The following is a 22,238-nucleotide window of genomic DNA, read 5'->3' as shown; positions in this document are numbered from 1 at the left end:
GTAGATATTACGCCGCCAGGTGGCGTGCCTGTCTTTGCGGCAGGGCCCGTGCAGCTTCGTTTTTTGCCTCTTTAGCTGCTTCTTTCTTAGTTTGCCTGGCCGGTGCAGATGCATCGTTTTTGTTGCTGCTCTGCCTGTGTATGGCTTGCCCGGCGTAGTCGCTGGAAACGGCGGCCTGCACGGCTTCTGTGCTCATGCCGCGGACTTCCTGCATCCATTTACTGACCAGGGTCGCCAGGCGGTCGAGGGCGATGCGGTGGGTGGCGTCGGTGTTGGCATACAGCCAGTCGGACAGGGCCATGAAATGTTCAAACGGGGCGTCTGCCAGTATCTGTGGCAGGGTATGGGAAAACCGGCCTGAATTGGCGATCATGTCCCAGTAGCGGGCGAAGCGCACCAACCTTTGCATGTCGGCAAAGGGGATGTGTTTATTCGCCAGAATGGTGTACGGTGGTTGCGGATCAAAGGCCAGTTCAAAGGCTTCGGTGTGGCGGATGATAGGCGTGCCGCGCAGGCGTTTGAGGATGCCAAACTGTATTTCGTGAGGGCCAAGTTCCACCAGGCGGTTAAAGCCCTGGGCAAAACTTTCCATGGTTTCGCCCGGCAGGCCGGCAATCAGGTCCACATGCAGATGCGCATTGGAATGCTGGCACAACCAGCGTATGTTCTCGGCGGCCTTTTCATTGTTTTGCTTGCGGCTGATCAGTGCCTGCACTTCGGGATTGAAACTTTGTATGCCGATTTCAAATTGCAGGGTGCCGTCGGGGAATTTCTGTATGCCTTCCTTCAATGCATCCGGCAAATGATCTGGCACCACTTCAAAGTGGGCAAACACCGGGTCATGCGGCGCTGCTTCCAGCTTGTCGAGGAAGAACTGCATGATCTTCAGGCTGGTCTTGATATTCAGGTTGAAGGTGCGGTCAACAAATTTGAACAGGCGTGCGCCGCGTTGATACAAGCCTTCCATCTCTTGCAGAAACTGGTCTATATCAAAGGGCCAGGCGGTTTTGTCCAGTGCTGACAGACAGAATTCGCATTTGAACGGGCAACCGCGTGATGCCTCTACGTACAGGGTGCGATGGCGAATATCCTGATCGCTATACAGGCTATAGGGCAGTTGTATGTCGGCCATGGGTGGTTGCAGGCCAGCATGCACTTTCATCAGCGGTTTGGGGCCAGCCAGGATCTGCTGGCACAAAGAAGGAAAGCTGACATCGCCCCAGCCGGTGATAACGTAATCTGCCAGCCGGACAATCTCTTGTTCGGTGGTTTCATATGACACTTCGGGTCCGCCCAGTACGACCACGACATCGGGAGCGACACGTTTCAGTACGGCGACGATCTGGGTAGTCTCGATCACGTTCCAGATATAGACACCAAAGCCGACGATGAATTTTTTGCCGGGCTGGCGGTGTGCCAGGATTTTTTCGACGACATCCGTGCTGCGTGCACCGGTCACGAATTCCTGTATCTGTGTGATGGGCTGCAAGTCACCCATGTTGGCGAGCAGATAGCGCAAGCCCAGTGAGGCGTGGGCGTAGCGGGCATTGAGGGTGGTCAGCAGGATGGACATGGTACAGGAGGGCGCTGCAACTAAAAGCGCTATTGTACGCTGTAGTAAAGCCCTTGCCTGTTGTCTATTGTGTGGGCAGCTTGTTTGGTCAGCCTGGCAAACTATTAAGGAATATTCAGTATTTATCTCTGCAGTCAGGCTTGCGATAAGCAAAACATGGGTTGCTGATGCGGTAGTTCAGATGCAAGGTAGTGCGAATTAGTCTGTCAGGGCAGCAGTCAGCATGACGATGGTGGCGATTAATTGTGCAAAGACGATGATGGTCAACATGGTATTTTTCCTTGTAAAAATGAATACAGTGTCATCATAAAAGATCAACACTTGCTAATCCAATCACATATTTGGATGTCTGTTATTTGAATTGTGAATGTCATATTGATTTCACATTTGAAATGTTGATGACAATGTTTATGTGAATACCGCTGCTGATCCTGACGACCAAGCGAGGCTGTGGCTCTTCCTGTGACAAAAGATGCTTGCTGATGGCGCAGTTGTTTAGAGCCATTTGTTGTTTCTGTTGCTTCTGTTGCTTGTTTATATCGCCCTGGGTTTTGCGTGTTGCGGCCCCGCTGTGGGTCTGTTGTTGCTTTGTTCCGGCAGTTTTTTACTGAATTTTCTGTGCGTTGAAAAATACTTTGGAATGCTTTTTAAGCACTTCATTCTCCGAATTCTGCATTTCGTCGCATAGGCCTCGCAGATTGACAGGGCAAGCTCTAAAGTACACACATCAACCAACCACTAAAGAGGAAAACGAAATGAAAAACACAATCGCAAACACAATGAAAAGCGGCTTGATTCTGTCTACAGCACTGGTCGCCGGCGTACTGGCAATCGGCTCTGCATATACTCAGGTTCAGGCACAAGACAAGCAAGATAATGTCGCCGTGCAAAGCGTCACCATCGTTGCAAAACGCATGAGTGAAGAACAGAAAATCGCTTTTGATACTGCACAGGATGCAACCCATGTCGTGATGATCAGTGCCAAAAGATTGACAGCAGAACAGAAGATGGCAATGGACAAGGAAGACCAGTTTGAACGTTCACAACTGGCTGAAAAAACACCAGCCCGTCGCGTTCAAGGCTGAGAAGCATGTGTTTCATGTACTGGAAAGATGTGCTGCCTGCTGCAGATGAGTTGAACCGGACCGGCGCTGTTTTTACGCATCTCTTTATGCGCTAGTGGCCCGTTTTTAAAACAAAGTTCTTCGATGCGGATAAGTAAATAAGCGGAGATATTTGTTTTGAAAATGGGTCTGAAAAATTCAGCGCTACTGATGTGCGGCCCCGTCTCATTATGCAGACTGGTTATCTCGCTGCTGCAATTGCAATGCTGCAAAACAGCTTTGTATATTGCTGGCGGCGGCCCATTGCAATTCTTTGTCCTGCTGGCTGACGATATCGTCATTGACCAGAAGACGTAGCTTGCTGAGTTCGCTCGCTTGTCTGACGACCAGACCCAGATCTTGCAGTTTTTGCTGACTGGGTGTGCTGCTGTCGCTATTGATCTGTGCTTGCAGGGCAGCTGTTACGGTATCGGGAAAATCCCATTGTTGGGCAACGCGGAAAGACAGCGACTGTGCCATGTGCAAAAACGATAGCCTGAATTCTGTGGACAGCGGCATGCGCTGATATTGCATGCTTTGATCCATGGTGCGGAAGGCAATGATCAAACCCACGTTTTGCAGCAGACCGGCCAGATAGGCATGAAAGCTGTCCAGCCCTCTTTCCTGCGCCAGCAGGCGACAGGCCAGCGCGCAATACTCGGATTGCTGCCAGATGACCGGTGCCACCTGTTTGGTCAAATGACCAGACTGCAGTTGTATCAGTGGCCGGAAAGCCGAACGTGCCACCAGCATGCGCAGGCCATTGATACCCAACAGGCGCACGGCATTGTCGAGACTGCTGATCTTGTCGCCGGTACTGTAATAGGAACTGTTGACTTCAGCGATCAGTTCGGCCACCAGTGACACATCTTTGGCGATATGCCTGGCCAGTTCATCACCGGACACGTTTTCATTCCGCAGGCTTTTCAGCAATTGCGGCAAGACGCTGGGTACACGCGGGATCAGGCTGGAACCGGCAAATTCGGACCGACATACTTTTTCCAGCGCCATCAGCAAGGGTTTTTCGAGGTCGTGGCCGAATGATTTGCCGTAGTCACCCAGCAGCCATGGAAAAAACCGGGCATCGACATCGAAAGCAGGTTTCCAATTCAGGTCATTTGGGGCTTCTTCTGCCAAGCCGTCCATTTTGCCGGCTGCGCCTGTTGTCAATGAGCCTGCATGCTGCGCATGGTCATTGCCAGCCGCGCTGCCGGAATCTGCCGCCAGGCCAAAAAGGCGTTTCAACATACCCAGCCCTAGCATGATGTCTGTCCCCGCCCTTGTCCATTGGTGACGGCTGGGTAAATTTCCTGAACCAGGAGGCAGGGTTTCAACATGTCCGGGATTCTCCTGTGTGGGTGCGTCTGGATGCGCGCGCTTGTCGCACCTATCTTACCTGTTTCTTTTGGTGAACATTCTGTGCCTGCCTACATTTTGTTGCATATGCAGCAGGGACAAATCCACGCATCTTTCATAAGATTAAGCTTTTCATGCTTACATGTCAGTCTGAATATTCAGGGAATCTCAAAATGGACTTATTCCTCAAATCATTTACCCGGCGCTATAAAAAATTGCTGTTACCAATAGTGTGTGTCAGCCTTGGCATGAGTGTCTTGCCCGCATCAGTCGCGGCCGGTACTTTGCGTGACAAATTGATGGAGCGGCGACAAGAGCGACAGGAACAGAAAGCCATGCAGGATGAAAAATCGGATAGCAAACCGGATGGCGGCCAGAGTGACGCCGATACCACAACCGTCAATGCTGCCGGGCTACCGTCTGGTACCCGCGTCCTGCGTGATATTGCCTATGGCAGCGACAGGCGGCAGACCATGGATGTGTACCTGCCAGCTACTGCGATTGCCCGCCCCGACATGCCGGTTATATTGATGGTGCATGGTGGTGCCTGGAAGATAGGTAACAAGACTGCGCGTGGTGTGGTTGAAAACAAGGCGGCGCACTGGCTACCGAAAGCCTATGTGTTTATTTCCATCAATTACCGCATGCTGCCCGATGCCAAACCGCTGGAACAGGCTGATGATGTGGCCCGTGCACTGGCCATGGCGCAGGGGCGTGCGGCAGAATGGGGTGGCAGCCGCAGCAAATTCATTCTCATGGGGCATTCTGCCGGTGCCCATCTGGTGTCGGTACTTGCCAGTAATCCTGCCATCGCTGGCAAGGCGGGTGCCAGTCCATGGCTTGCCACTGTTTCCATCGATAGTGCTGCCTATGACATCAACAGCATCATGGAACAAAAGCATTACCGTTTTTATGACGAAGCGTTTGGCAATGACCCAGCTTACTGGAAGGCTGCTTCACCAGGCCTGTTGTTGAAGCAGCCAGCCGCGCCTTTCCTGGCCATCTGTTCTTCACAAAGACCGGACAAACCCTGCCTGCAGGCGGAAGCTTTTGTCAGCAAGGCCAAATCGCTGGGTATGCTGGCCCAGACCCTGCCGCAAGCCATGAGTCATGCCGATATCAACAAAACCCTGGGGCAGGATAGTGCCTATACGGCGGCGGTGGACAGGTTTTTGAAGGCGGCAGATAGTTCCCTGCCCTAGCCCGCATGGTCATAGCTGGAATGACGCTGCACCTGGCCTGGGTGCGGCTCCACTTACCAGTCTTTACTTCGCCTTTCTGCATTTTTTCTTGTGCTATCAGGATAAATGTAAATCTGGGTAAATCCTGCTCCCCTTGTTTTGCAAGGGGCTACTATTTACAGCCAGTTCCTGTTTCAATTCCAATCCATATTTTATGCCACGCCGTCTTGCGTCCTGGCTGCATGACGGCAAAAAAATGATAAGCACGAAGGAAAAACATGCGCAAACCAGCATCTGCTTCCCGCATACCGGCTCATAAATCTACCAAGATGCCGACCAAAACGCCAACCCACACGCCAACCACAATGGAATCACGCCGCAGATTGCTGCGGATGGCGCTGGGTATGCTGGCTCCGGCTGAACTGTTGACTGCCTGTGGTGGTGGTTCAGCCAGTGGTGCTGCCGCAACATCAAGTACCACGACTACAACCGCAACGACTGGCACGACGACTGGCACTACAGTAGGCACTACCACCGGCACTACCACCGGCACCACTTCCGGGACGACCACCGGGGTGACCACTGGGGTGAGCAATATAGCGACTGATCCCTGGAGCTGGCGCACGGCTGGTACCAGTACGACAGCCAGTCTGCCATCCATGGCCGATTTTGTGACCGTGATTGCGTCGGGTACGGTTGCCTATAACTTCCACACATCCACCACCAGTTCAACCACCGATCCGGTCACTGGTGTGATGAGTGATACCAGCAGCATCGCCATACTTAATCCCTACATGATGGGAAAATATCTGGTCAGCAATGCCAACTGGAAGGCATTTTGCAATGCCCAGGGCAGCAGCTATTATCCCAGCACGGCAAAGACCGCTGGCCAATACTGGTATGGTGGCAGCTACCCGGCAGGCAAGGAACAGCACCCGGTATTATTTGTGTCCCTGACAGCCGCAACGGCCTATTGCACCTGGCTGGAAACCCAGATACCAGGCTATCGCTTTTATGTGCCTACCGAGGGCGAATGGGAATACGCAGCGCTGGGCAACAACACCAGCTACAGTTTCCCCTGGGGCGTGAATGCGGGCATCACTTACAGCAGCAGTACCGGTGCCCTGTCAACGGTTTACAACTGTAATGCCGTGTGCAGCCAGTATGTCCTGAACTCTGCTGCCTTTGCTACCGTCAGTTATTACAACGATACCGTGGTGACTACGCTCAGTGATGGCAGTACGGCACTGACGAATGACACTGCCCTGCTGAGCAAGGTCCTGAATATGAATGCTAGTGGTGGCGTCACCGGCTGGCAATATGATTCATCGGCCAATAGCACATGGGCAGATTTTGCCAATACCGATCAATTCCGTACGCTGGTGAATCTGTATGGTGGTTATACGACACCCGCAGGCACCTACGAAGGAGGCAAAAGCTGGTGCGGCTGTTACGACATGGCCGGCAATGCCTATGAATGGACCAACACCCTGAACCTTGCATCCAACGGGGCAGAGGCCGGCACCAGCGTCAACGTGGTCAAGGGTGGTTCATGGTATGCGACATCAAACAGCGGCAAATCCACCGGACGTGGTGAGGGACGCAGTGCGGCAGGCGCCTATCATTCGGTGGGTTTCAGGATTGCTGCCAGGTTGAAATGATGTGGAAATGACATGGAATAGACGGCCTCTGCCATGGGAGCTACTTTGAAATGTATTGCACGCCACCCTGCAAGCTGGTTTCCGGATTCAAGTGCATGTAGAGACTGCGCAAGAGACTGCCCTGTTCATCATCCTGTCCCAGGTGCCAGAACATGGCACCGGCCAGGCCATATTTTTTCAGGTAAGTGACTTTGTAGGCAAAGGATTCTTCATTGTCGTAGCTGATGAAGATTTTCTTGTCGGCGTTGTATATCCACGGCACTTTGGTGTCCGCGCCGAAATAGCTTTTATATCCCAGTGGCGATGCCAGCAGTTTTTTGATGTCGGCATACGTGGCTATGCGTGGATCCTTGCGGGCGGTGCAGGCATCGCAGCCTGTAAGCAAGCCGGGGTCGCCGACATAAACGTCACCGGCAGGGGTGGCGTGGGTCTGATACAAGCCTTGCTTGTCGGGTGCGACCTGAAAGAAGGCACGGCCATAAAATGGCAAGCCCAGCACCAGCTTGGCGGCAGGTACGCCGGCACGCAGATATTGCTGGACGGCGGCATCCACGGTCAGCGCAAAGGGTGAGGGAAAGCGCTGTTCCAGCACTTTCTTGCTGAGCGCCGGTTTGAAAGGCAGTGCACGCAATGGGTTTTCAAACAGGTGTTCGCCAGTATTGCCATACAGATGGGCATTGTGGTTGGTCTGCTGTTCCCACGGCCCGTTCAAGTCATAGGTCATCAGATTGATGTAATCGAGCTGGGCTGCAATCTGTGGCAAATACTGGTAAGTGCGTGCCATGTTGAAGGCACCACCGGCAGCAGCGATGGTCAGTTGCCAGGCGGGTTTGCCGTCACGTTTTTCCTGCTTCAGTTGTCGGCGGATTTCTTTCAGCAATGCCACAAAGTTGGCGCTGTCTTCTGCACGCGGATATTCCCAGTCTATGTCTATGCCATCGAAGCCATAATCACGCATGAAGGCGATGCAGGATTGCGCCAGTTTCTGTCTGGCATTGCTGCTGGCAGCAGCGGTCCGGTAGCGCCCTACTGTGGCGCTGTCATCATTGGTGTAAGACCAGCCGCCTATGGAAAACAGGATGCGCAAATCGGCATTGTGTTTTTTAAGACCCTGTAATTCATCAAACACCTTGCGCGCCATTTGTGGATCGGTACCCTCTTCCAGCGCACATTGCCCTTCTTCACTGATGTTGAGGAAAGAGTAATTGATATGGGTCAGCATGCGCGCTTTTTCTGGCGTGATGGCAGATACCGGGAACTCTGTCTTGCCATCGGCATAGCTGTTGATCTGGTCTTTTTCCAGCAGGTAATAGCCGATGACGACAGGTTTTTTCACTTCAGTTGCCGTTGCGACAGAAGTCGCACAGAAGATCAGCGAGGCCAGCACGCCCGGCAAACCGCGAAGCACAAGGAGTACGAAGCGAACGAAGAGGCGGACAATATTATTCATGGCGACAGCATGCAAGCACAGATGAAATGGGTCAACAGATTTTTGTCTGTTGGATTATTGGGGCATACCACTGCGGTCATTGGCTTCTGTAGTGAGCATACCAGTCCACTAGCATACCAGACTGGTATGACATGCCATGTGCAGGCTTTGCGGGAAAGCTGTATCAGGGCGTCAGCAGATTTTGTTGTGGTGTGCAATTTAATCAGGTCTGAAATCGTCCTAATTGCAGCTTATGCTGGCATCTACCGCGCCATCCGGCGCGATGTCTGATGATGGAGAAAAGCGATGAAATTGTCTCAGCCATCCACTTTGATGGCCGCCGCCCTGTTGGGTTCATTGGGAGCGGTTAGTTCAGGTGTTGCGGCAACAAATGCCGTCATTGCAGAAGAATGCTGCCAGGTCATAGAGCTGCGTCAGTATGTGACGTATCCCGGCAAGCGTGATGCACTGATCTCGCTGTTTGAAACCCGTTTCATCGACACCCAGGAAGAAGCCGGCATCCGTGTGCTGGCCCAGTTTCGTGATCTGAATGACCCTTATCATTTCACCTGGCTACGTGGATTTGGCAATATGGAAGCGCGCAAACAGGCCCTGGCTGATTTTTATTCAGGCCAGACCTGGCAGACGTATCGCAATGATGCCAATGCGACTTTGTATGATAACGATGATGTCCTGTTGTTGCGCCCGGCCTCGCCCGGCAGTGGTTTCGTCACTGCTACACGCACGCGTGCAGCAGTTGGCAACACGGCTCCGCGTGGTGGCCTGGTGGTGGCAACGATTTATCATTTTCCGCAAGAGGTAACAGCGGACTTCATCAGTAAATTCAATCACCAGTTGATGCCTATGTTTGAACGCCACGGTGCCCATGTCATGGGCCGCTTCGTCACGGAAAAAAGCCCGAATACATTTGAACGCCTGCCCGTGCGCGAAAACGTCAATGTCTTCGTCTGGTTTGCCAGCTACTCAGACAAGGCAGCGTATGACCACTATCTGGCAAGCCTGGCACAGGATGCACTATGGCGCGACCGGGCCTTTGCTGATCTGTATAAATCCTTGCAGCGCTGGCCAGAGATATTGATGCTGGAACCGACGTCGCGGTCATTGTTGCCTTGAACCTTTTTTTGCGGATAGTGCAGTCATTGCAGTCAGGCTGGTATGGCATACTGTCAGCCTACTGTGAAGGGAAGCTGCATCATGACACACACCGCAACCGAAGAAAGATTGATTGACCTGGAGATACGCCTGACACGTCAGGATGATCTGGTGGATACCCTGAATACCCAGGTCTACAGGCAACAAAAGAAAATTGATGAGCTGGAAGCGCTGTGTACCGCGATGGCGGCACGCATACGCGAAGTGGCCGTGACGGCCAGTCAGCGGACTGCGGTGGTGGATGAAAGACCGCCGCATTATTGAGACTGGTGTGGTTTGCTGATGCAGATTCTGGCCGATTGACGAACCGTATTCTTGTTGGCCTTACTTTAGCGCAGGCGTACTGCTATCCGGAGCAATATGCTTGACAAAAAAATGACTGATCAATCCCCTCCCTTTCAAGGGGAGGGTTAGGGTGGGGATGGGTTCCGGTCAATTGACTGACAATAATTTTGCGGCAAAACCCCATCCCAAGCCCTAAAGCAGATGATTACTGGCTGAGCTATAATTTATATGTCGGACCATTCAAGTCCGATGCATGTGAATTGACACAGATTCACCAGAAGGAACGACCTTCCCCACTTTGGGAACGAATGTCCGGGACGGCCCGGCTCTTTGAAAGGAGAGCCATCATGGCTTGGATATTATTGGTTGTTGCCGGACTCTTTGAAGTCGTCTGGGCTTTCGCTATGAAGCAATCGGATGGCTTCACAAAATTAATTCCCTCTGTCGTGACTATTGTTGGCATGCTCATTAGCATCGTCTTGCTGTCGCTGTCCATGCGCAGTCTTCCACTTGGTACTGCATATACAATCTGGACCGGTATCGGTGCCCTTGGTGCCTTCATCGTAGGCATAGTCTTTTTGGGCGAACAACTGAATTTCACTCGCGTTTGTGCTGCTGTACTTATCCTGTCCGGCCTGGTGATGATGAAAATGTCGTCGTCAGATTAAGGTCTATTTGCAGATGGATTTGAGATCCAGCGTGGGCTCAGAGGATGCATCCTTAACCAGCATGATGTTGTTTTTACTGGCGGTGCGGCTGATGACGCTGCCGCCTCCGGGTTCTGCATAGGCCGGGTCAGCCTGTGCCTGGGCCAGTGTCACGTAACGGGCACCAGCGGCATCCAGCCGGGCCAATACGTCGGGCAGCGTGACGGCGCTCCAGCCGCCGATGTGGGTGAGCAGCACTTGCGGGATTACGCGTCCGTACACGCGCCTTGAGTTTTCTTTCATGTTGGCGATGCCGGTATCGACGCCTTGCAGGTAGTGGACTTTCATACGCTCTATGCTGGCGATATCCGCCTTGCCGACGCAACGTGCATAGGCATCGGTATAGTCCCAGTCGCTGAAGGCGATGCTGACATCTGCAATTTTATAGCCGCGATCACGCAGGAATACGAAAGCCTCATCGCGCCGGGTGGTACCAACGGACAGGTAGGGAAAGCGCAGATAGCGCCAGAAGGCCCCTTCCATCTTGCTTGCGACTGCTGGCTCGCCGGCAATCACATCGGCTTGCCAGGCTTCCAGCGATGCTGCTTTCTCGATGTTCATGTGGCTGTAAGTGTGGTTGCCCAGCGGGTAGCCAGCCTGACGCCAGATATCAAGAACGACCGCGTTGCCCGTATCATCAGCCAGCCGGGCGGCGTTGACAAAGCCGAAAGCTTCCGGCACACCGTGCGCCTTGAAGCTTTTGATATGGGATGCGGCAATGCCTGCCCGTGTCATTCCTGGTGGCAGTTGACCATGGGCCGGCAAGTCGTCCACGGTGATGGCAATATCGAAGGTGTCGGCAGCCCATGCCGGTACGGCACTGCCGACCAGCAGCGCTGCCATGATCCAAACAGTTTTCATAGTGTATTCAGTCTCGTTATTCTGCCTGATATACCCATTTCCCACCTTTGATCTGTACCATCACGCGTGCTCTCTGATCCAGGCCCAGGTGGTCGCTTTTGCTCATGTTGACGACGCCGTTGGTGGTGGCCAGCCCTTGAGTAGCTTCAAGGGCATCACGCAAGGCGGCGCGGAATTCGGCGGTGCCAGGGGCGGCTTTCTTCAAGGCCACGGGGATAGCTTGCTGCAACAGCAAACCGGCATCCCAGGCATAGGATGCAAATGCGGCCAGACTACCTGCACCATAGGTTGCTTCAAACTTGTTGGAGAAATCCAGCGCAGCTTTTTTGACGGGGTTGCTGTCGGCCAGTTGTCTGGCCACCATGACCGGGCCGGTGGGCAGGTAGGTGGCATCGCAGTCCTTGCCACAAACGCGCAGGAAGTCGCTGTTGGCGACGCCGTGGTTGTGATAGATACGGCCCTTGTAGCCGCGTTCGACCAGGGTTTTGGGTGGCAGCGCAGCAGGCGTGCCTGAGGCACCGACGACGATGGCATCCGGGTTGCTGGCCATCAGTTTCAAGACCTGGCCGACGACGCTGTTGTCATTGCGGCTGAAACGTTCTGTGGCCACGACCCTGATTTTTTTCAGCTCTGCATATTTGCTCACTTCCACCAGGAAGGCTTCACCAAGGGCATCAGAAAATCCTATGAAGCCCATGGTCTTGACACCCTTCTTGCTCATGTCTTCGGCAATCGCGATTGCCATCATGGTGTCGGTCTGCGGCGTCTTGAACATCCAGGCTTTGTTGGCATCCATGGGTTCGATGATGCGGTTGCTGGATGCCAGGCTGATGGCTGGCGTCTTGCCTTCGCCAATCACAGCCAGCATGGCAAGGGAATTCGGGGTCGTGGTGGAACCGATGATGGCATCGACTTTTTCTTCGGAGATCAGCTTGCGGGTATTGGTCACGGTTTGCGTGGTGTCGGAGGCATCATCGAGAACAATGTATTCGACCTTTTTGCCTGCGATTTCCTTGGGCAGCATGGCAATCGCATTTTTCTCGGGTATGCCCAAAGAGGCAGCCGGTCCTGTCGATGAAATGGTCACGCCTATCCTGATTTGTGCCTGCGCGCTGATGCCTGTGCAGAGCAGCGTTGCTGTCAGTGCCAGCAGGCTTTTTTTGAGCTGGGTATTTGTTTTCATGTTGTCTCCGTATTTTTTGTTGTGAAGAATTTTTATAATGTGCAAGGTACCGATAAAAAACCGCGAAAGCGTGCGCGCCCACCTCTGACGGGTAGTGCGCTCAATGCATAATTTGGGTAACGTGCCAGCAGGCGCGAAATCGCCACCCTGCCTTCCAGCCGCGCCAAAAACATGCCCGCACATTGATGTATGCCGGATGCAAAAGCCAGATGCCGATTCGGGCTGCGGCTGAGGTCGAGCTGGTCTGGATCAGGAAATTGCAAGGGGTCGCGGTTGGCCGCGCCTATGCACAGGCTGATACGACTGCCAGCGGCAATATTGGTGTCGCCGATTCGCGTATCCACCGTTGTCATGCGATTGCCCAACTGATTGGAACTTTCAAAGCGCAAAAATTCTTCGATGGCGGTGTTGATCATTTCTGGCTGGGCGATCAGGCGGGCTTTTTGTTCCGGCCATTCCTGCAGGGCGACCAGGCCATTGCCGATTAAATTGGTGGTGGTTTCATGTCCGGCATTCAGTAAGAAAATACAGTTTTGCAAGAGCTCGGTTTCCGTCAGTTTTTCACCGTTGGCTTCACCTTCTATCAGGCGTGTCAGCATGTCGGTTTTGGGGTCACCAGGGTGCAGGCGGCGCTTGGCGACCAGCTCTTTGAGATAGGCCAAAAACCCGGCAACACATTGATTTGCATACGCAAAAAATTCTGGTGTGATGGCGGGTTCCAGTGCGCCCAGTATCGCCAGCGACCATTCACGCAGGGGTTCACGTTCATCATGCGGCACTGCCAGCAAGTTGCCTATGATTTCTACCGGGATGGCGGATGCGAAATCGCTGATGAGATCGACCTCTCGCTTGTTTGCCATCTGGTCCAGCAAGCCATCCACCAGTGTGATCAGGCCGGGTTCGGTATCGGCCATGGCTGCCGGGGTCAGGCCACCCATGATCAGGCGGCGTACCCGCGTGTGCAGTGGCGGGTCATTGAACACCAGGCTCTTGGTGTGATGTTCATACAGCAGCGAATCACCATAGCGTGGTTTGAATTCCAGTTTTTTGTCCGAGCTGAAGGTCTTCGCATCCTTGTACACCTGCACCAGGTCGGCATAGCGCGTCAGCAGATAAGAACCGTCCGGCATCTTGCGCACGGGCGTCTGCTCGCGCAGGGCGTGGTAGTAGGGATAGGGGTTCTGGTAAAAACCGGCGGGCAGGTGGCGCAGGTCAAAATCATCGCTGATGAGTGGCGCTGACGTGACGGTGTTCTGATACTGAGAAGGCATAAAAAACCCGGCAAAGGACAGAGTTTGCACTGTGTCCGATTTGCCGGGTACTGTCAATCAGGCAGATGACAATTCAGATTATGGCAGTGGTGCATAGTTCAAAGGTGTCCAGGCATAGCCCTTGCCTTCTTTGCGCACATAACCCAGGGCAGGAAAGGCCAGATGGGCGGCACCGACCAGATAGCCTTGCTGCGCTGCATCAGCATAGGCTTTTTGTCTTTGTGCGTAAGCAGCCTTGCTGTCACTGTCGAATTGTATGGTGACCGCAGGGTTGTCAAACTGTACTGCGGCAACATGCATCAGGTCACCCCACAGCATCAGGGTCTGGCCCTTGCTTTCGATTTTGTAGGTAGTGTGACCAGGAGTATGGCCATGGGCGGCTACCGCTTTGATACCTGGTGCAAGTTCCGTATTGCCTTCAAACGGTTTCAGTTTACCGGCCTGTACATACGGTTTCAGGATAGCGATGGATTTTTCAAAGCTGCCTTTGGCATCGGCTTTGGCCTTGTCCAGGTTTTCCTGGCTTAACCAGAAGTCGGTGTCATGCTGGTCAATGCGCACGATGGCGTTAGGGTAGACTGCTTTATCACCATCCACCAGGCCACCGATATGGTCGGCATGCATGTGGGTGATGTAAATTTCATCGATCTGCTCAGGCAGGTAACCGGATGCTTTCAGATTCGCCTGCAGCTTGCCCACCGTAGGGCCAAAGAAGACACCGGCGCCGCTATCGATCAAAATCAGCTTGCTGCCAGTATTGATGAGGAAGGCATTGAACGATGTCACCAGCGGACTTTGCTGATGGTATTTGGCGAGAGCCTTGCCGACTTTTTCTGGCGTGGTATTGGTCAGCAGTTTATCGACAGGCAGTGGGACTGTGCCGTCAGACAATACGGTGATTTCAAAATCACCCAGCATACTGCGGTAAAAGCCGGGAGCGCTGGTTTTTGCCATGGATGCGGCGGCATGCGCGCTGATGGCTGGAATACCAAACACGGCAACGCCAGCCAGAATGGATGTGCTGAACAGGCCGGAACGAAGCAAACTTTTCAATTGCATGGTTTTTCCTTTGAATGTGGTGCGTGGAATGATTCAGCAGGTGGCAGCATCCCTGCATTGCTGCAAGATGCAGTACCCATGCCTGCTGCGGTTGAATGCGCGGACTATTATGCCGAATTTCTGCCAAGTCTGTTGTTGCACACCTACTATGTGCGACAAACACTTAGCTGATCAGGGTCGCAGTCAGGGATTCGACGTCTTCTGTAGATTCGGACAGGATGGAAGACAGGGTGCCTTCACCGACGGCGAAATCAATTTCCGAAGCGGATTGACGTATGCTTTCCGGTGAACGCGGGTCCAGTGGTGATGGCACGGCGGCCAGTTCATTGGCCAGCAGCAAAGTGTCGCCCAGGGTTTCTGGCGGCATGACGCGCATGCCGTACCACAGTGCTTCCACGGCAGAGACCACACGTTTGGGCACCAGCAATTTATTCAGGACGGCACGGCCGATAAAGGTTTCATCGGTTTCTGCCAGGGCATCCGGGGCTGGTGGGTTGCTGTCGATTTCCAGCAAGGCCGGAAATTCCTGTGCACGCGACAACAGGTAAAAACCACCAACTTCATGCACGATACCGGCAAACAGGGCAGTTTCAGCATCCACTTTGCTGACTTTACGGGCAATCAGGTGCGCCAGCGCCGCCACGTAGGCAGAATGCCGCCATAGTGCATCCATCTGGGCGCGTATGCCAGGGTGGGAAACGGCGGCACTTAATTGCCGCATAACAACGGCAGCCGTAACGGAACGCAGGGTATTGAAGCCGAGTATGGTGATGGCCGTGCGGATATTGGTGACGCCGCCGCCGAAACGGTTGTAGGCGACAGAATTGGCGATGGCCACCACGCGGGCAGACATCAAAGGTTCAGTCATGACCAGTTTGGCCGCAGTTTCTATGCCGCAATCCGGGTCATCCAGAGCTTGCTGTATCTTGAGTGATGCGTTGACATTGGTCGGAAAAACCAAATCACCATTGCTGGCCTGTTCAACGATGCTTCTTAGTGCTTCCGACTTGTTCATATACATTTCTAGATAGAAAAGACCCGAAGCGAGGGTCTGTTCCTATCTCTCGCTTAACTTTTTAACTTTTATTGAAACCCAATACTCTCACTAGTTTACCAGCAGTTGACATAATCAAGTTGGAATCCGCATTTTCATCATCCAACGGGGCGGCACTGACTTTGACTGGCTGTGCGCGGCGGACATGGTTACTGGCTGCATCAAGCTTGAAGGCCGTGACGGCGCGCGCCAGGATATTGGCCTGTTCTTCCATGCTTTCAGCCGCAGCGGCTGCCTGTTCTACCAGCGCTGCATTTTGCTGTGTCATTTCATCCATCTGGGTGATGGCGCGATTGACTTCTTCTATGCCGGAACTCTGTTCCTGGCCGGCAGCACTGATCTCGGTCATGATGTCGGCCACATGTTTGACCGAAGTGACGATCTCACCCATGGTTTTGCCGGCTGCATCAACCAGCTTGCCGCCAGCATCGACTTTTTCTACTGAATCGCTGATCAGGGTCTTGATTTCCTTGGCGGCGCTGGCGCTGCGCTGTGCCAGATTTCTGACTTCCGACGCCACCACGGCAAAGCCACGCCCCTGTTCACCGGCACGTGCAGCTTCTACTGCTGCGTTCAGCGCCAGAATATTGGTCTGAAAGGCAATGCCGTCAATTACGCTGATGATATCGACAATCTTGCGCGAGCTTTCCTTGATGGAATTCATGGTGTGGACCACCTTGCCGACTTCTTCACCACCCTTGATGGCGAAGTTGGACGCCGAGGTCACCAAGCCATTCGCCTGTCTGGCATTGTCTGCATTGTGTCTGACGGTGGCGGTGATTTCTTCCATGGTGCTGGCGGTTTCTTCCAGTGCACCGGCCTGGGTTTCCGTGCGTGAAGACAGGTCGGCGTTACCGCTGGAGATTTCACCTGCGGCAATGGCTATGGCGTCGGTACCCTGACGGACTTCACTGACGATATGGTGCAGGTTGTCATTCATTTCTTTCAGCGCATTCAGCAGTTCGCTGATCTCATCGGTACCGTCAGTGGTTTCGCGGAAAGACAGTTCACCGGCAGCGACCTGTTTGGCGATAACAACAGCTTCACGCAGTGGCGTGGTGATGCCGCGTGTCAGAAATACCGAAAAGCCTGCGCCTATCAACAAAATGACGGCACCAATCGCAAACAGAGTGGTTGTCAGTTGTTTGCCTTTGCTTTCAGCGATGCTGGACAGTTCAGCGGCGGCCTTGTTTTGCAGGTCGACCAGTTTATTGATTTCCAGTAAGGCTTTTTGTTGCAAGGGGTCAATTTTGGTCGCAATTACCTTGACGGCTTCTTCGCCGTTAAATTCCAGCAACATTTGCATGGCTTGCTTGGTCGGAACGTCGATTTCCTTACCCATTTCCGAAACGGTATCGAGGATTTTCTTCTCTTCATCATTCAGGCCAAGGGCGATCAGTTTGTCGCGTGCTTCGGCAAAGCGGGTTTGTTGTTTTTTGGAAATGGCTTTTTGCTTGTCGATTTCACCAATATCGCTTTGCAGGCCGATATTGCGGATGGCAATGCCGCCTTCCAGCATGCTGCTTTTCATGGTGGCCGCCAGCTCGATTTTGGCTTGCGAAAGCTCCAGGCCCGCGACCATTTCCTTGCGGTTGCTGGCGCTGAAAATGCTGTCAATGACCAGAATGAGAATGAGGGTGGCGAGTATTACACCAAAACCGACCGCGAGTCGGGTTCCTATGCGCAAGTGACGCAAGTTCATCGTGTATCTCCCAGAAAAAACTTCGTTTGCTACAAAATGCGAAAAAATATTTTTCAAGATTCAACATAGCAGACTCCAGGGAAGAGAAAATCCGGTATGTCTTTGTAACGGTGAAATAAGCTTCGGTCTGATGTATGGCGTGATGTGTAGCTTTTTATACTGATTGCATTGCTATGCAGAAAATGTGAACCCTGTTTCCATACTATGCCAAATTTGTTTTGCTGCACAGCAGCAAAACAGCAAGTTTTTGTTAAATTCTGTGGATTACTACATGCCTATATTGATGATTATTGTGGTGCTGTTGCTCTCGGTCAGCCTGGTTTTTGTCTGGACCCGCTGGCGGCGTGCGGCCCAGGCGGACTACATACGCAGTTATATGTTTCCACCCGGATTGTTGGAAAGGCTCCACAAACAGCGTACTGACCTGTCTATAAAAGATCAGCAACTGGTGGCAAGGGCACTGAGGCAGTTTTTTCTGGTGTATCTGAAATCTGGTTACAAGCATGTCGCCATGCCTTCACTGGTCGTCGATGAGCTGTGGCACGAGTTTATTCTTTATACAAAAAATTACGAACAATTCTGTAAAAAGGCATTTGGCCGTTATATGCACCATACGCCAGCCGCCGTGCTGGGCAGCAATCTGCGCAATAACGATGGCCTGCGTCGCACCTGGTGGTTTGCCTGCCTGGAAGAAAACATCAACCCCCGTCGTGCCACCCGCTTGCCCCTGCTGTTTGCGCTGGATGCAAAATGGAATATTGCCGACGGTTTTCGCTATGAACCCAATTGCAGCGCCCTGCGCACCAATACAGATGGCACGGTGTATTGCGGCGGTGATTTTTATGGCGGTGGGAGCAGCGACAGCCCGTATGATTTTAGTGATACTGCACGGGATAGCGGCAGTGGTTGCAGTACCGACAGCGGCAGTAGTGACAGTGGTGGCGACAGTTCGGGATGTAGTGGTGGTTGTAGCGGTGGCTGCGGTGGCAGTGATTAAGGCTGGCGGCTGAAGTGGGGCTGGCTATGGCGGCAGGCTTTAGCCGCTGCCCGGTTTGAGGGCGGCGTTGCTGCTTTCCAGCCTGTCCATGAGTATTTTCTTTTCACCATCCTGGAAATTCAGGAATTCCAGCCCGATACGGAAAGAAAATTGCGACAGTATGGTGTACACCATCTTGCTTTCGACTTCTATTTTCTGGGCATGCAGGCCCACATTCAAAGGTGGCAAGGTCATGATCAGTTTGACTCTGCCACTGAAAAAGACATTGTATTCACAGAACATGCTGAGACCATTTTCTGAAATGTCATTGATCTTGCCGTGATAGGTCAGTTTTTTGCCACTGAATTCATGGATAAGCGCGATTTTCCATTTCACCAGATAGCGACTGTGGGAACGCGGCAGTTGCGTCCTGATCTCATTGAATTTGGCAAGAATCGTTGAAGCAGGTGTGCCTTCAGGGGATGGGGCATCCTGCACCGGAACCACAAAAGCCGGTTCCGGATCAGCCTTGGAGACAACAAAGGGCGGTGTTAAGGGCGCCAGGGGTGACGCTAGTGGTGATACTAATGTTGATACTAAGGGAGCATCAACGACCGCATCTTTCGCATCTTCCACATCCTTGTCCCGCAAGACGACAGGCGTTTCTGGCGCTACCGTATCAGCGCCATAAGAGACTTTTCTTTTTCCGGGCAGTTTGTGCATGACACCATTATATAGAAAAAAACCGAAATAATTTCCATGTGGAAATTATTCTCATTTCCCATCAAAAGCTTTGTATACCTGTGATTGTCAGTCACTACATCAAAAGAAGACAGAACTTTCTTTTCTATATTGTGATGGCCGGGATGATCAGATTTTGCCAGGCCGCGTAGGTATGCAGTGCATGTGTGTGGCTTAGGTACTCACCGCCCGTTTTGCCGGTCTGAACTGTTCACGGTAACTGGCCGGTGACAATCCCGAATGTCGTTTGAACAGGCGACGGAAGGAACTGGGGTCGCTGTAGCCGGTGCGTTCGGCTACCTGTTCCAGTGTCAGTGTGGTGCTTTCCAGCAGGCGCTTGGCGATATCCATCTTGATCTGCTGGGCGTAACTGGCAGGCGTGGTATCCAGGGTCTGGTGGAAATGCCGTATTACCGTGCGTTCGCTGACTGCCAGGTGTTCGGCCAGTGCAGGCAGGCGGAAAGGCAGGTGGTGATTCTGGTTCAGCCATTTCTGGGCACGCTGTACCAGCAGGTTTTCATGCGGCTGGGTATCTTGCTGGGTCAGGGTCAGCATTTGCATGTATGGCATCTGTGATGCGCGATTGGCATCGATCAGCAGAGTTTTGGAAACACCAGTGGCAACATCCTGTCCGCCAAATCTTTCTACCAGGTGGTAGGCCAGGTTCAGATAGCTGGTAGCCGCACCGCTGGTCAGTATATTTTCATATTCATTCAACACCTGGGCCAGGCGCAGTTGCACCTCTGGATAGCGGGCCTTGAAAGCCCGTTCCAGCCACCAGGTGGTGGTGGCATGTCCGCCATTCAGCAAACCAGCTTCGGCCAGTACGAAAGTGGCACTGCAATTCGATGCCAGTACCGTACCCTGACGGTGTTTTTCACGCAGGATGGGGAAGACATCGCGCATATCATGCAAATTACCCAGCAGGCCGGCAACACCATTGCCGACATAAATGCCAGGCAGAATGATCACATCCGCCTTGCTGTCAGCGCAAATGGGGCCATCAGCAACCAGACTGATACCGGCTGGCGTCATGACGGCCTGACCATCAGGTGAACGCAGGCTCCACTTGAACAGCGGGCCGACATCATCCCGATTTTTGATGGCCCAGATGGCATTCGCAACCGCAAACACATCCAGCGGACCAGTGACGGCAGATGCCATACATTGCGGGTACAGCCAGACTTCGATATCAATCATTTGTCGTAATCTGCATTAAAAGAGTCAATACTGACACTGTCCGTCTTTTACTGCAATATCTAGAATGTCCGGTAAGGATATTCAACACGAAAGACCATCATGCAAGCCGAAGCAGATCCAGACCCAGACCCAGACCTTAACTCCAGCACCGACGTACAGGATGCACAGGATGAGCAGGCGCAGCGCCTGAACCAGTTCGGTGCCCCATTCCTGCCCGGTTATCTGGGCATACGCATCCTGTCGGTAGAAAAAGGACGCGTCACGGCAGAATTGCCGGTGCAACCACATTTGCTGGCCCCTAACGGCTACCTGCATGCCGGCAGTGTGGTGACGCTGGCGGATACTGCCTGCGGGTATGGCTGCATCAGCAGTCTGCCACCAGGGGCACAAAGTTTCACCACGGTGGAACTGAAGTCAAATCACTTGGGCACAGCCCGTGAAGGCACTATCAGCGTCGTTGCCACGGGCGTGCATCTGGGCCGCACAACCCAGGTCTGGGATGCCGTGGTCAGTTACCAGGGCAAGACCATTGCCCTGTTTCGTTGTACACAAATGATTTTATTTCCCCGTAAGGATGCATGATGAGTATAGAAACCGAAGCAGTCTTACAGCAATGGCTGGCCCGTGAAGCCGAAGTGCGCGCACGCATGGCAGAACCCGGCGTTGCGACGCTGGATCAACTGAAAGCCGTCAGCGGTATCGATTTCTTGCTGGGTATCCTGAATGGCGATTATCCGGTCGCGCCCATAGGCAAGACCATGGATTTCATTCCGGTAGAAGGTGAGCCTGGCCGTATCGTGTTCCAGGGCACGCCCGGTGTGCAGCATTACAACCCGCTGGGCAGCGTGCATGGCGGCTATTTCTGTACCCTGCTGGATTCAGCAGTGGGTTGTGCCGTGCAATCCATGCTGCCCAAAGGCATGGGCTATACCACGCTGGAAATCAAGGTGAATCTGATACGTGCCATGAACAGCAAGACCGGGCCGGTACGGGCTGAAGGCAAAGTCATACAGGTGGGCAGGCAAGTGGGTACGGCAGAGGGGCGTATTGTGGATGCTGCGGGGAGGATTTATGCGCATGCGACGACGACGTGTCTGGTGTTTCCATTGCCTTAGTCTGTGCTTGGTGTCATGAGCTTGTGCCGTCGGTGGCACGCCGTTAGCGGCTGGTTTTACTCCTTCTCCTTCAAGGAGAAGGTGGGGATGAGGATGGGGTTCTGTCGATGAACGGCAATCATCATATCGTCGCTCCAGCGAAGGCTGGAGGCCAGCGGCGTTTGTTGCATGCCGTACTTTGGTTAAATTTATTGCCCTTCGTAGTTGTGTAGGTTGGGCTACGCTTTATCAGCCCAACAATGGGCGTATTAAGCACATATTCGTCACTGTCAAAGTTGGAGCACATCGGGTGGCGCTCCATTGGCGGTTGTTGTTTGCTGTACGTTGATTTAAACAATTGCCCTTCGTGGACACAGGCCGGGTCTCGGCCCGGCGGCCGAGATACTTTCTTTTGCTTCCCTCCATGTCAGGATAGATGTCGCGTCATCAGAAATCCAACCCGCTGGAGGGCGGAAGACAGAGTAAGATGAAACGAGTACGGTATACAGCAGAACAAAAAGAATGGGTAATACAACAAATGACGCCGCCCATCAATCGTGCCATTGTGGAGTTAGCCCAAGCCACAGGAATCACTACTCCCACTCTGCGAATTTGGCAGAAAGAAGCGA

At 53.1% G+C, this 22,238-nt stretch carries 21 protein-coding genes; 9 read left to right on the top strand and 12 right to left on the bottom strand.

All coding sequences use genetic code 11. From position 1 onward, the window contains the following. Positions 1 to 7 precede the first annotated feature (7 nt). The gene (locus tag H8L32_RS25090; protein WP_186950568.1) at positions 8 to 1,573 is read right to left on the bottom strand and encodes a B12-binding domain-containing radical SAM protein; all 1,566 of its coding nucleotides are present in this window, start codon (positions 1,571 to 1,573) and stop codon (positions 8 to 10) included. Positions 1,574 to 1,771: 198 nt separating this feature from the next. Next, positions 1,772 to 1,894 (bottom strand): hypothetical protein, encoded by a 123-nt coding sequence (locus H8L32_RS28060; protein WP_268977653.1) that lies wholly within the window; start codon positions 1,892 to 1,894, stop codon positions 1,772 to 1,774. A gap of 434 nt (positions 1,895 to 2,328) precedes the next feature. Here H8L32_RS28060 and H8L32_RS25085 point away from each other — a divergent pair, with 434 nt between their 5' ends. After that, positions 2,329 to 2,658 carry a hypothetical protein gene (locus tag H8L32_RS25085; RefSeq protein ID WP_186950566.1) on the top strand — a complete coding sequence of 110 codons (330 nt, stop codon included), beginning with the start codon at positions 2,329 to 2,331 and terminating at the stop codon, positions 2,656 to 2,658. Between the two features lie 207 nt (positions 2,659 to 2,865). On the opposite strand, the gene H8L32_RS25080 is transcribed toward H8L32_RS25085, so the two are convergent. Then, the gene (locus H8L32_RS25080) at positions 2,866 to 3,924 is read right to left on the bottom strand and encodes an HDOD domain-containing protein (RefSeq protein ID WP_186950564.1); all 1,059 of its coding nucleotides are present in this window, start codon (positions 3,922 to 3,924) and stop codon (positions 2,866 to 2,868) included. A 281-nt stretch (positions 3,925 to 4,205) separates the two neighbouring features. Between H8L32_RS25080 and H8L32_RS25075 the strand changes: the two genes are divergently transcribed. Next, entirely contained in the window at positions 4,206 to 5,234 is a 1,029-nt protein-coding gene (locus H8L32_RS25075; RefSeq protein ID WP_230412409.1) for an alpha/beta hydrolase, read from the top strand. Between the two features lie 257 nt (positions 5,235 to 5,491). Then, positions 5,492 to 6,874: a formylglycine-generating enzyme family protein gene (locus tag H8L32_RS25070; protein ID WP_186950562.1), complete on the top strand. Its 1,383-nt coding sequence runs from the start codon at positions 5,492 to 5,494 to the stop codon at positions 6,872 to 6,874. A gap of 40 nt (positions 6,875 to 6,914) precedes the next feature. On the opposite strand, the gene H8L32_RS25065 is transcribed toward H8L32_RS25070, so the two are convergent. Then, positions 6,915 to 8,324 carry a glycoside hydrolase family 18 protein gene (locus H8L32_RS25065; protein ID WP_186950561.1) on the bottom strand — a complete coding sequence of 470 codons (1,410 nt, stop codon included), beginning with the start codon at positions 8,322 to 8,324 and terminating at the stop codon, positions 6,915 to 6,917. A 285-nt stretch (positions 8,325 to 8,609) separates the two neighbouring features. Here H8L32_RS25065 and H8L32_RS25060 point away from each other — a divergent pair, with 285 nt between their 5' ends. From H8L32_RS25060 to H8L32_RS25050, 3 genes are all read left to right on the top strand, one after another. Next, positions 8,610 to 9,437: an NIPSNAP family protein gene (locus H8L32_RS25060; protein WP_186950559.1), complete on the top strand. Its 828-nt coding sequence runs from the start codon at positions 8,610 to 8,612 to the stop codon at positions 9,435 to 9,437. Between the two features lie 81 nt (positions 9,438 to 9,518). Continuing rightward, the gene (locus tag H8L32_RS25055) at positions 9,519 to 9,740 is read left to right on the top strand and encodes a SlyX family protein (protein WP_186950557.1); all 222 of its coding nucleotides are present in this window, start codon (positions 9,519 to 9,521) and stop codon (positions 9,738 to 9,740) included. A gap of 368 nt (positions 9,741 to 10,108) precedes the next feature. Continuing rightward, positions 10,109 to 10,429 (top strand): DMT family transporter, encoded by a 321-nt coding sequence (locus H8L32_RS25050; protein ID WP_186950555.1) that lies wholly within the window; start codon positions 10,109 to 10,111, stop codon positions 10,427 to 10,429. A 3-nt stretch (positions 10,430 to 10,432) separates the two neighbouring features. On the opposite strand, the gene H8L32_RS25045 is transcribed toward H8L32_RS25050, so the two are convergent. The 6 genes from H8L32_RS25045 to H8L32_RS25020 form a co-directional block, all read right to left on the bottom strand. After that, a complete protein-coding gene (locus H8L32_RS25045; RefSeq protein ID WP_186950553.1) occupies positions 10,433 to 11,329 on the bottom strand; it encodes a polysaccharide deacetylase family protein in 897 nt (298 codons plus the stop codon). Positions 11,330 to 11,345: 16 nt separating this feature from the next. Then, a complete protein-coding gene (locus H8L32_RS25040; RefSeq protein WP_186950551.1) occupies positions 11,346 to 12,512 on the bottom strand; it encodes an ABC transporter substrate-binding protein in 1,167 nt (388 codons plus the stop codon). Between the two features lie 32 nt (positions 12,513 to 12,544). Beyond that, positions 12,545 to 13,783, bottom strand: coding sequence for a cytochrome P450 (locus tag H8L32_RS25035; RefSeq protein ID WP_186950549.1), 1,239 nt, complete (start codon positions 13,781 to 13,783; stop codon positions 12,545 to 12,547). Between the two features lie 78 nt (positions 13,784 to 13,861). Then, a complete protein-coding gene (locus H8L32_RS25030; protein WP_186950548.1) occupies positions 13,862 to 14,842 on the bottom strand; it encodes an MBL fold metallo-hydrolase in 981 nt (326 codons plus the stop codon). A gap of 163 nt (positions 14,843 to 15,005) precedes the next feature. Continuing rightward, positions 15,006 to 15,857 (bottom strand): HDOD domain-containing protein, encoded by an 852-nt coding sequence (locus H8L32_RS25025; protein ID WP_186950546.1) that lies wholly within the window; start codon positions 15,855 to 15,857, stop codon positions 15,006 to 15,008. Positions 15,858 to 15,918: 61 nt separating this feature from the next. Continuing rightward, a complete protein-coding gene (locus H8L32_RS25020; RefSeq protein ID WP_186950544.1) occupies positions 15,919 to 17,598 on the bottom strand; it encodes a methyl-accepting chemotaxis protein in 1,680 nt (559 codons plus the stop codon). 271 nt (positions 17,599 to 17,869) lie between these two features. Here H8L32_RS25020 and H8L32_RS25015 point away from each other — a divergent pair, with 271 nt between their 5' ends. Continuing rightward, complete coding sequence (locus H8L32_RS25015; protein WP_222619486.1) at positions 17,870 to 18,595, top strand: glycine-rich domain-containing protein; 726 nt, start codon at positions 17,870 to 17,872, stop codon at positions 18,593 to 18,595. A gap of 39 nt (positions 18,596 to 18,634) precedes the next feature. Here the strand turns inward: H8L32_RS25015 and H8L32_RS25010 are convergent, their stop codons facing one another. After that, on the bottom strand, positions 18,635 to 19,297 hold the full coding sequence (locus H8L32_RS25010; protein ID WP_186950541.1) for a PilZ domain-containing protein: 663 nt from the start codon (positions 19,295 to 19,297) through the stop codon (positions 18,635 to 18,637). 192 nt (positions 19,298 to 19,489) lie between these two features. Further along, positions 19,490 to 20,515 carry a GlxA family transcriptional regulator gene (locus H8L32_RS25005; protein ID WP_186950539.1) on the bottom strand — a complete coding sequence of 342 codons (1,026 nt, stop codon included), beginning with the start codon at positions 20,513 to 20,515 and terminating at the stop codon, positions 19,490 to 19,492. 99 nt (positions 20,516 to 20,614) lie between these two features. Between H8L32_RS25005 and H8L32_RS25000 the strand changes: the two genes are divergently transcribed. Together H8L32_RS25000 and H8L32_RS24995 are read left to right on the top strand one after the other, a co-directional pair. Beyond that, on the top strand, positions 20,615 to 21,097 hold the full coding sequence (locus H8L32_RS25000; RefSeq protein WP_186950537.1) for a PaaI family thioesterase: 483 nt from the start codon (positions 20,615 to 20,617) through the stop codon (positions 21,095 to 21,097). Then, the gene (locus H8L32_RS24995; RefSeq protein WP_186950535.1) at positions 21,097 to 21,630 is read left to right on the top strand and encodes a PaaI family thioesterase; all 534 of its coding nucleotides are present in this window, start codon (positions 21,097 to 21,099) and stop codon (positions 21,628 to 21,630) included. Before H8L32_RS25000 ends, H8L32_RS24995 begins: the two co-directional genes overlap by 1 nt. Positions 21,631 to 22,238 lie beyond the last annotated feature (608 nt).

Source organism: Undibacterium hunanense (assembly GCF_014284335.1).
GTDB classification, from domain to species: Bacteria; Pseudomonadota; Gammaproteobacteria; order Burkholderiales; family Burkholderiaceae_D; genus Undibacterium; species Undibacterium hunanense.
Note: the sequence above shows the minus strand (reverse complement) of the source record. Positions and strands in the feature narration are given on the sequence as shown.

Excerpts from the sequence above, each read along its gene's own strand:
- H8L32_RS25080 (WP_186950564.1), bottom strand. The coding sequence starts at position 3,924 with ATGTTGAAACGCCTTTTTGGCCTGGCGGCAGATTCCGGCAGCGCGGCT.
- H8L32_RS25035 (WP_186950549.1), bottom strand. The coding sequence starts at position 13,783 with ATGCCTTCTCAGTATCAGAACACCGTCACGTCAGCGCCACTCATCAGC.
- H8L32_RS25060 (WP_186950559.1), top strand. The coding sequence starts at position 8,610 with ATGAAATTGTCTCAGCCATCCACTTTGATGGCCGCCGCCCTGTTGGGT.
- H8L32_RS25090 (WP_186950568.1), bottom strand. The coding sequence starts at position 1,573 with ATGTCCATCCTGCTGACCACCCTCAATGCCCGCTACGCCCACGCCTCA.
- H8L32_RS25040 (WP_186950551.1), bottom strand. The coding sequence starts at position 12,512 with ATGAAAACAAATACCCAGCTCAAAAAAAGCCTGCTGGCACTGACAGCA.
- H8L32_RS25025 (WP_186950546.1), bottom strand. The coding sequence starts at position 15,857 with ATGAACAAGTCGGAAGCACTAAGAAGCATCGTTGAACAGGCCAGCAAT.
- H8L32_RS25015 (WP_222619486.1), top strand. The coding sequence starts at position 17,870 with ATGCCTATATTGATGATTATTGTGGTGCTGTTGCTCTCGGTCAGCCTG.
- H8L32_RS25030 (WP_186950548.1), bottom strand. The coding sequence starts at position 14,842 with ATGCAATTGAAAAGTTTGCTTCGTTCCGGCCTGTTCAGCACATCCATT.
- H8L32_RS25065 (WP_186950561.1), bottom strand. The coding sequence starts at position 8,324 with ATGAATAATATTGTCCGCCTCTTCGTTCGCTTCGTACTCCTTGTGCTT.
- H8L32_RS25005 (WP_186950539.1), bottom strand. The coding sequence starts at position 20,515 with ATGATTGATATCGAAGTCTGGCTGTACCCGCAATGTATGGCATCTGCC.
- H8L32_RS25045 (WP_186950553.1), bottom strand. The coding sequence starts at position 11,329 with ATGAAAACTGTTTGGATCATGGCAGCGCTGCTGGTCGGCAGTGCCGTA.
- H8L32_RS25085 (WP_186950566.1), top strand. The coding sequence starts at position 2,329 with ATGAAAAACACAATCGCAAACACAATGAAAAGCGGCTTGATTCTGTCT.
- H8L32_RS25020 (WP_186950544.1), bottom strand. The coding sequence starts at position 17,598 with ATGAACTTGCGTCACTTGCGCATAGGAACCCGACTCGCGGTCGGTTTT.
- H8L32_RS24995 (WP_186950535.1), top strand. The coding sequence starts at position 21,097 with ATGAGTATAGAAACCGAAGCAGTCTTACAGCAATGGCTGGCCCGTGAA.
- H8L32_RS25050 (WP_186950555.1), top strand. The coding sequence starts at position 10,109 with ATGGCTTGGATATTATTGGTTGTTGCCGGACTCTTTGAAGTCGTCTGG.
- H8L32_RS25010 (WP_186950541.1), bottom strand. The coding sequence starts at position 19,297 with ATGCACAAACTGCCCGGAAAAAGAAAAGTCTCTTATGGCGCTGATACG.
- H8L32_RS25070 (WP_186950562.1), top strand. The coding sequence starts at position 5,492 with ATGCGCAAACCAGCATCTGCTTCCCGCATACCGGCTCATAAATCTACC.
- H8L32_RS25000 (WP_186950537.1), top strand. The coding sequence starts at position 20,615 with ATGCAAGCCGAAGCAGATCCAGACCCAGACCCAGACCTTAACTCCAGC.
- H8L32_RS25075 (WP_230412409.1), top strand. The coding sequence starts at position 4,206 with ATGGACTTATTCCTCAAATCATTTACCCGGCGCTATAAAAAATTGCTG.
- H8L32_RS25055 (WP_186950557.1), top strand. The coding sequence starts at position 9,519 with ATGACACACACCGCAACCGAAGAAAGATTGATTGACCTGGAGATACGC.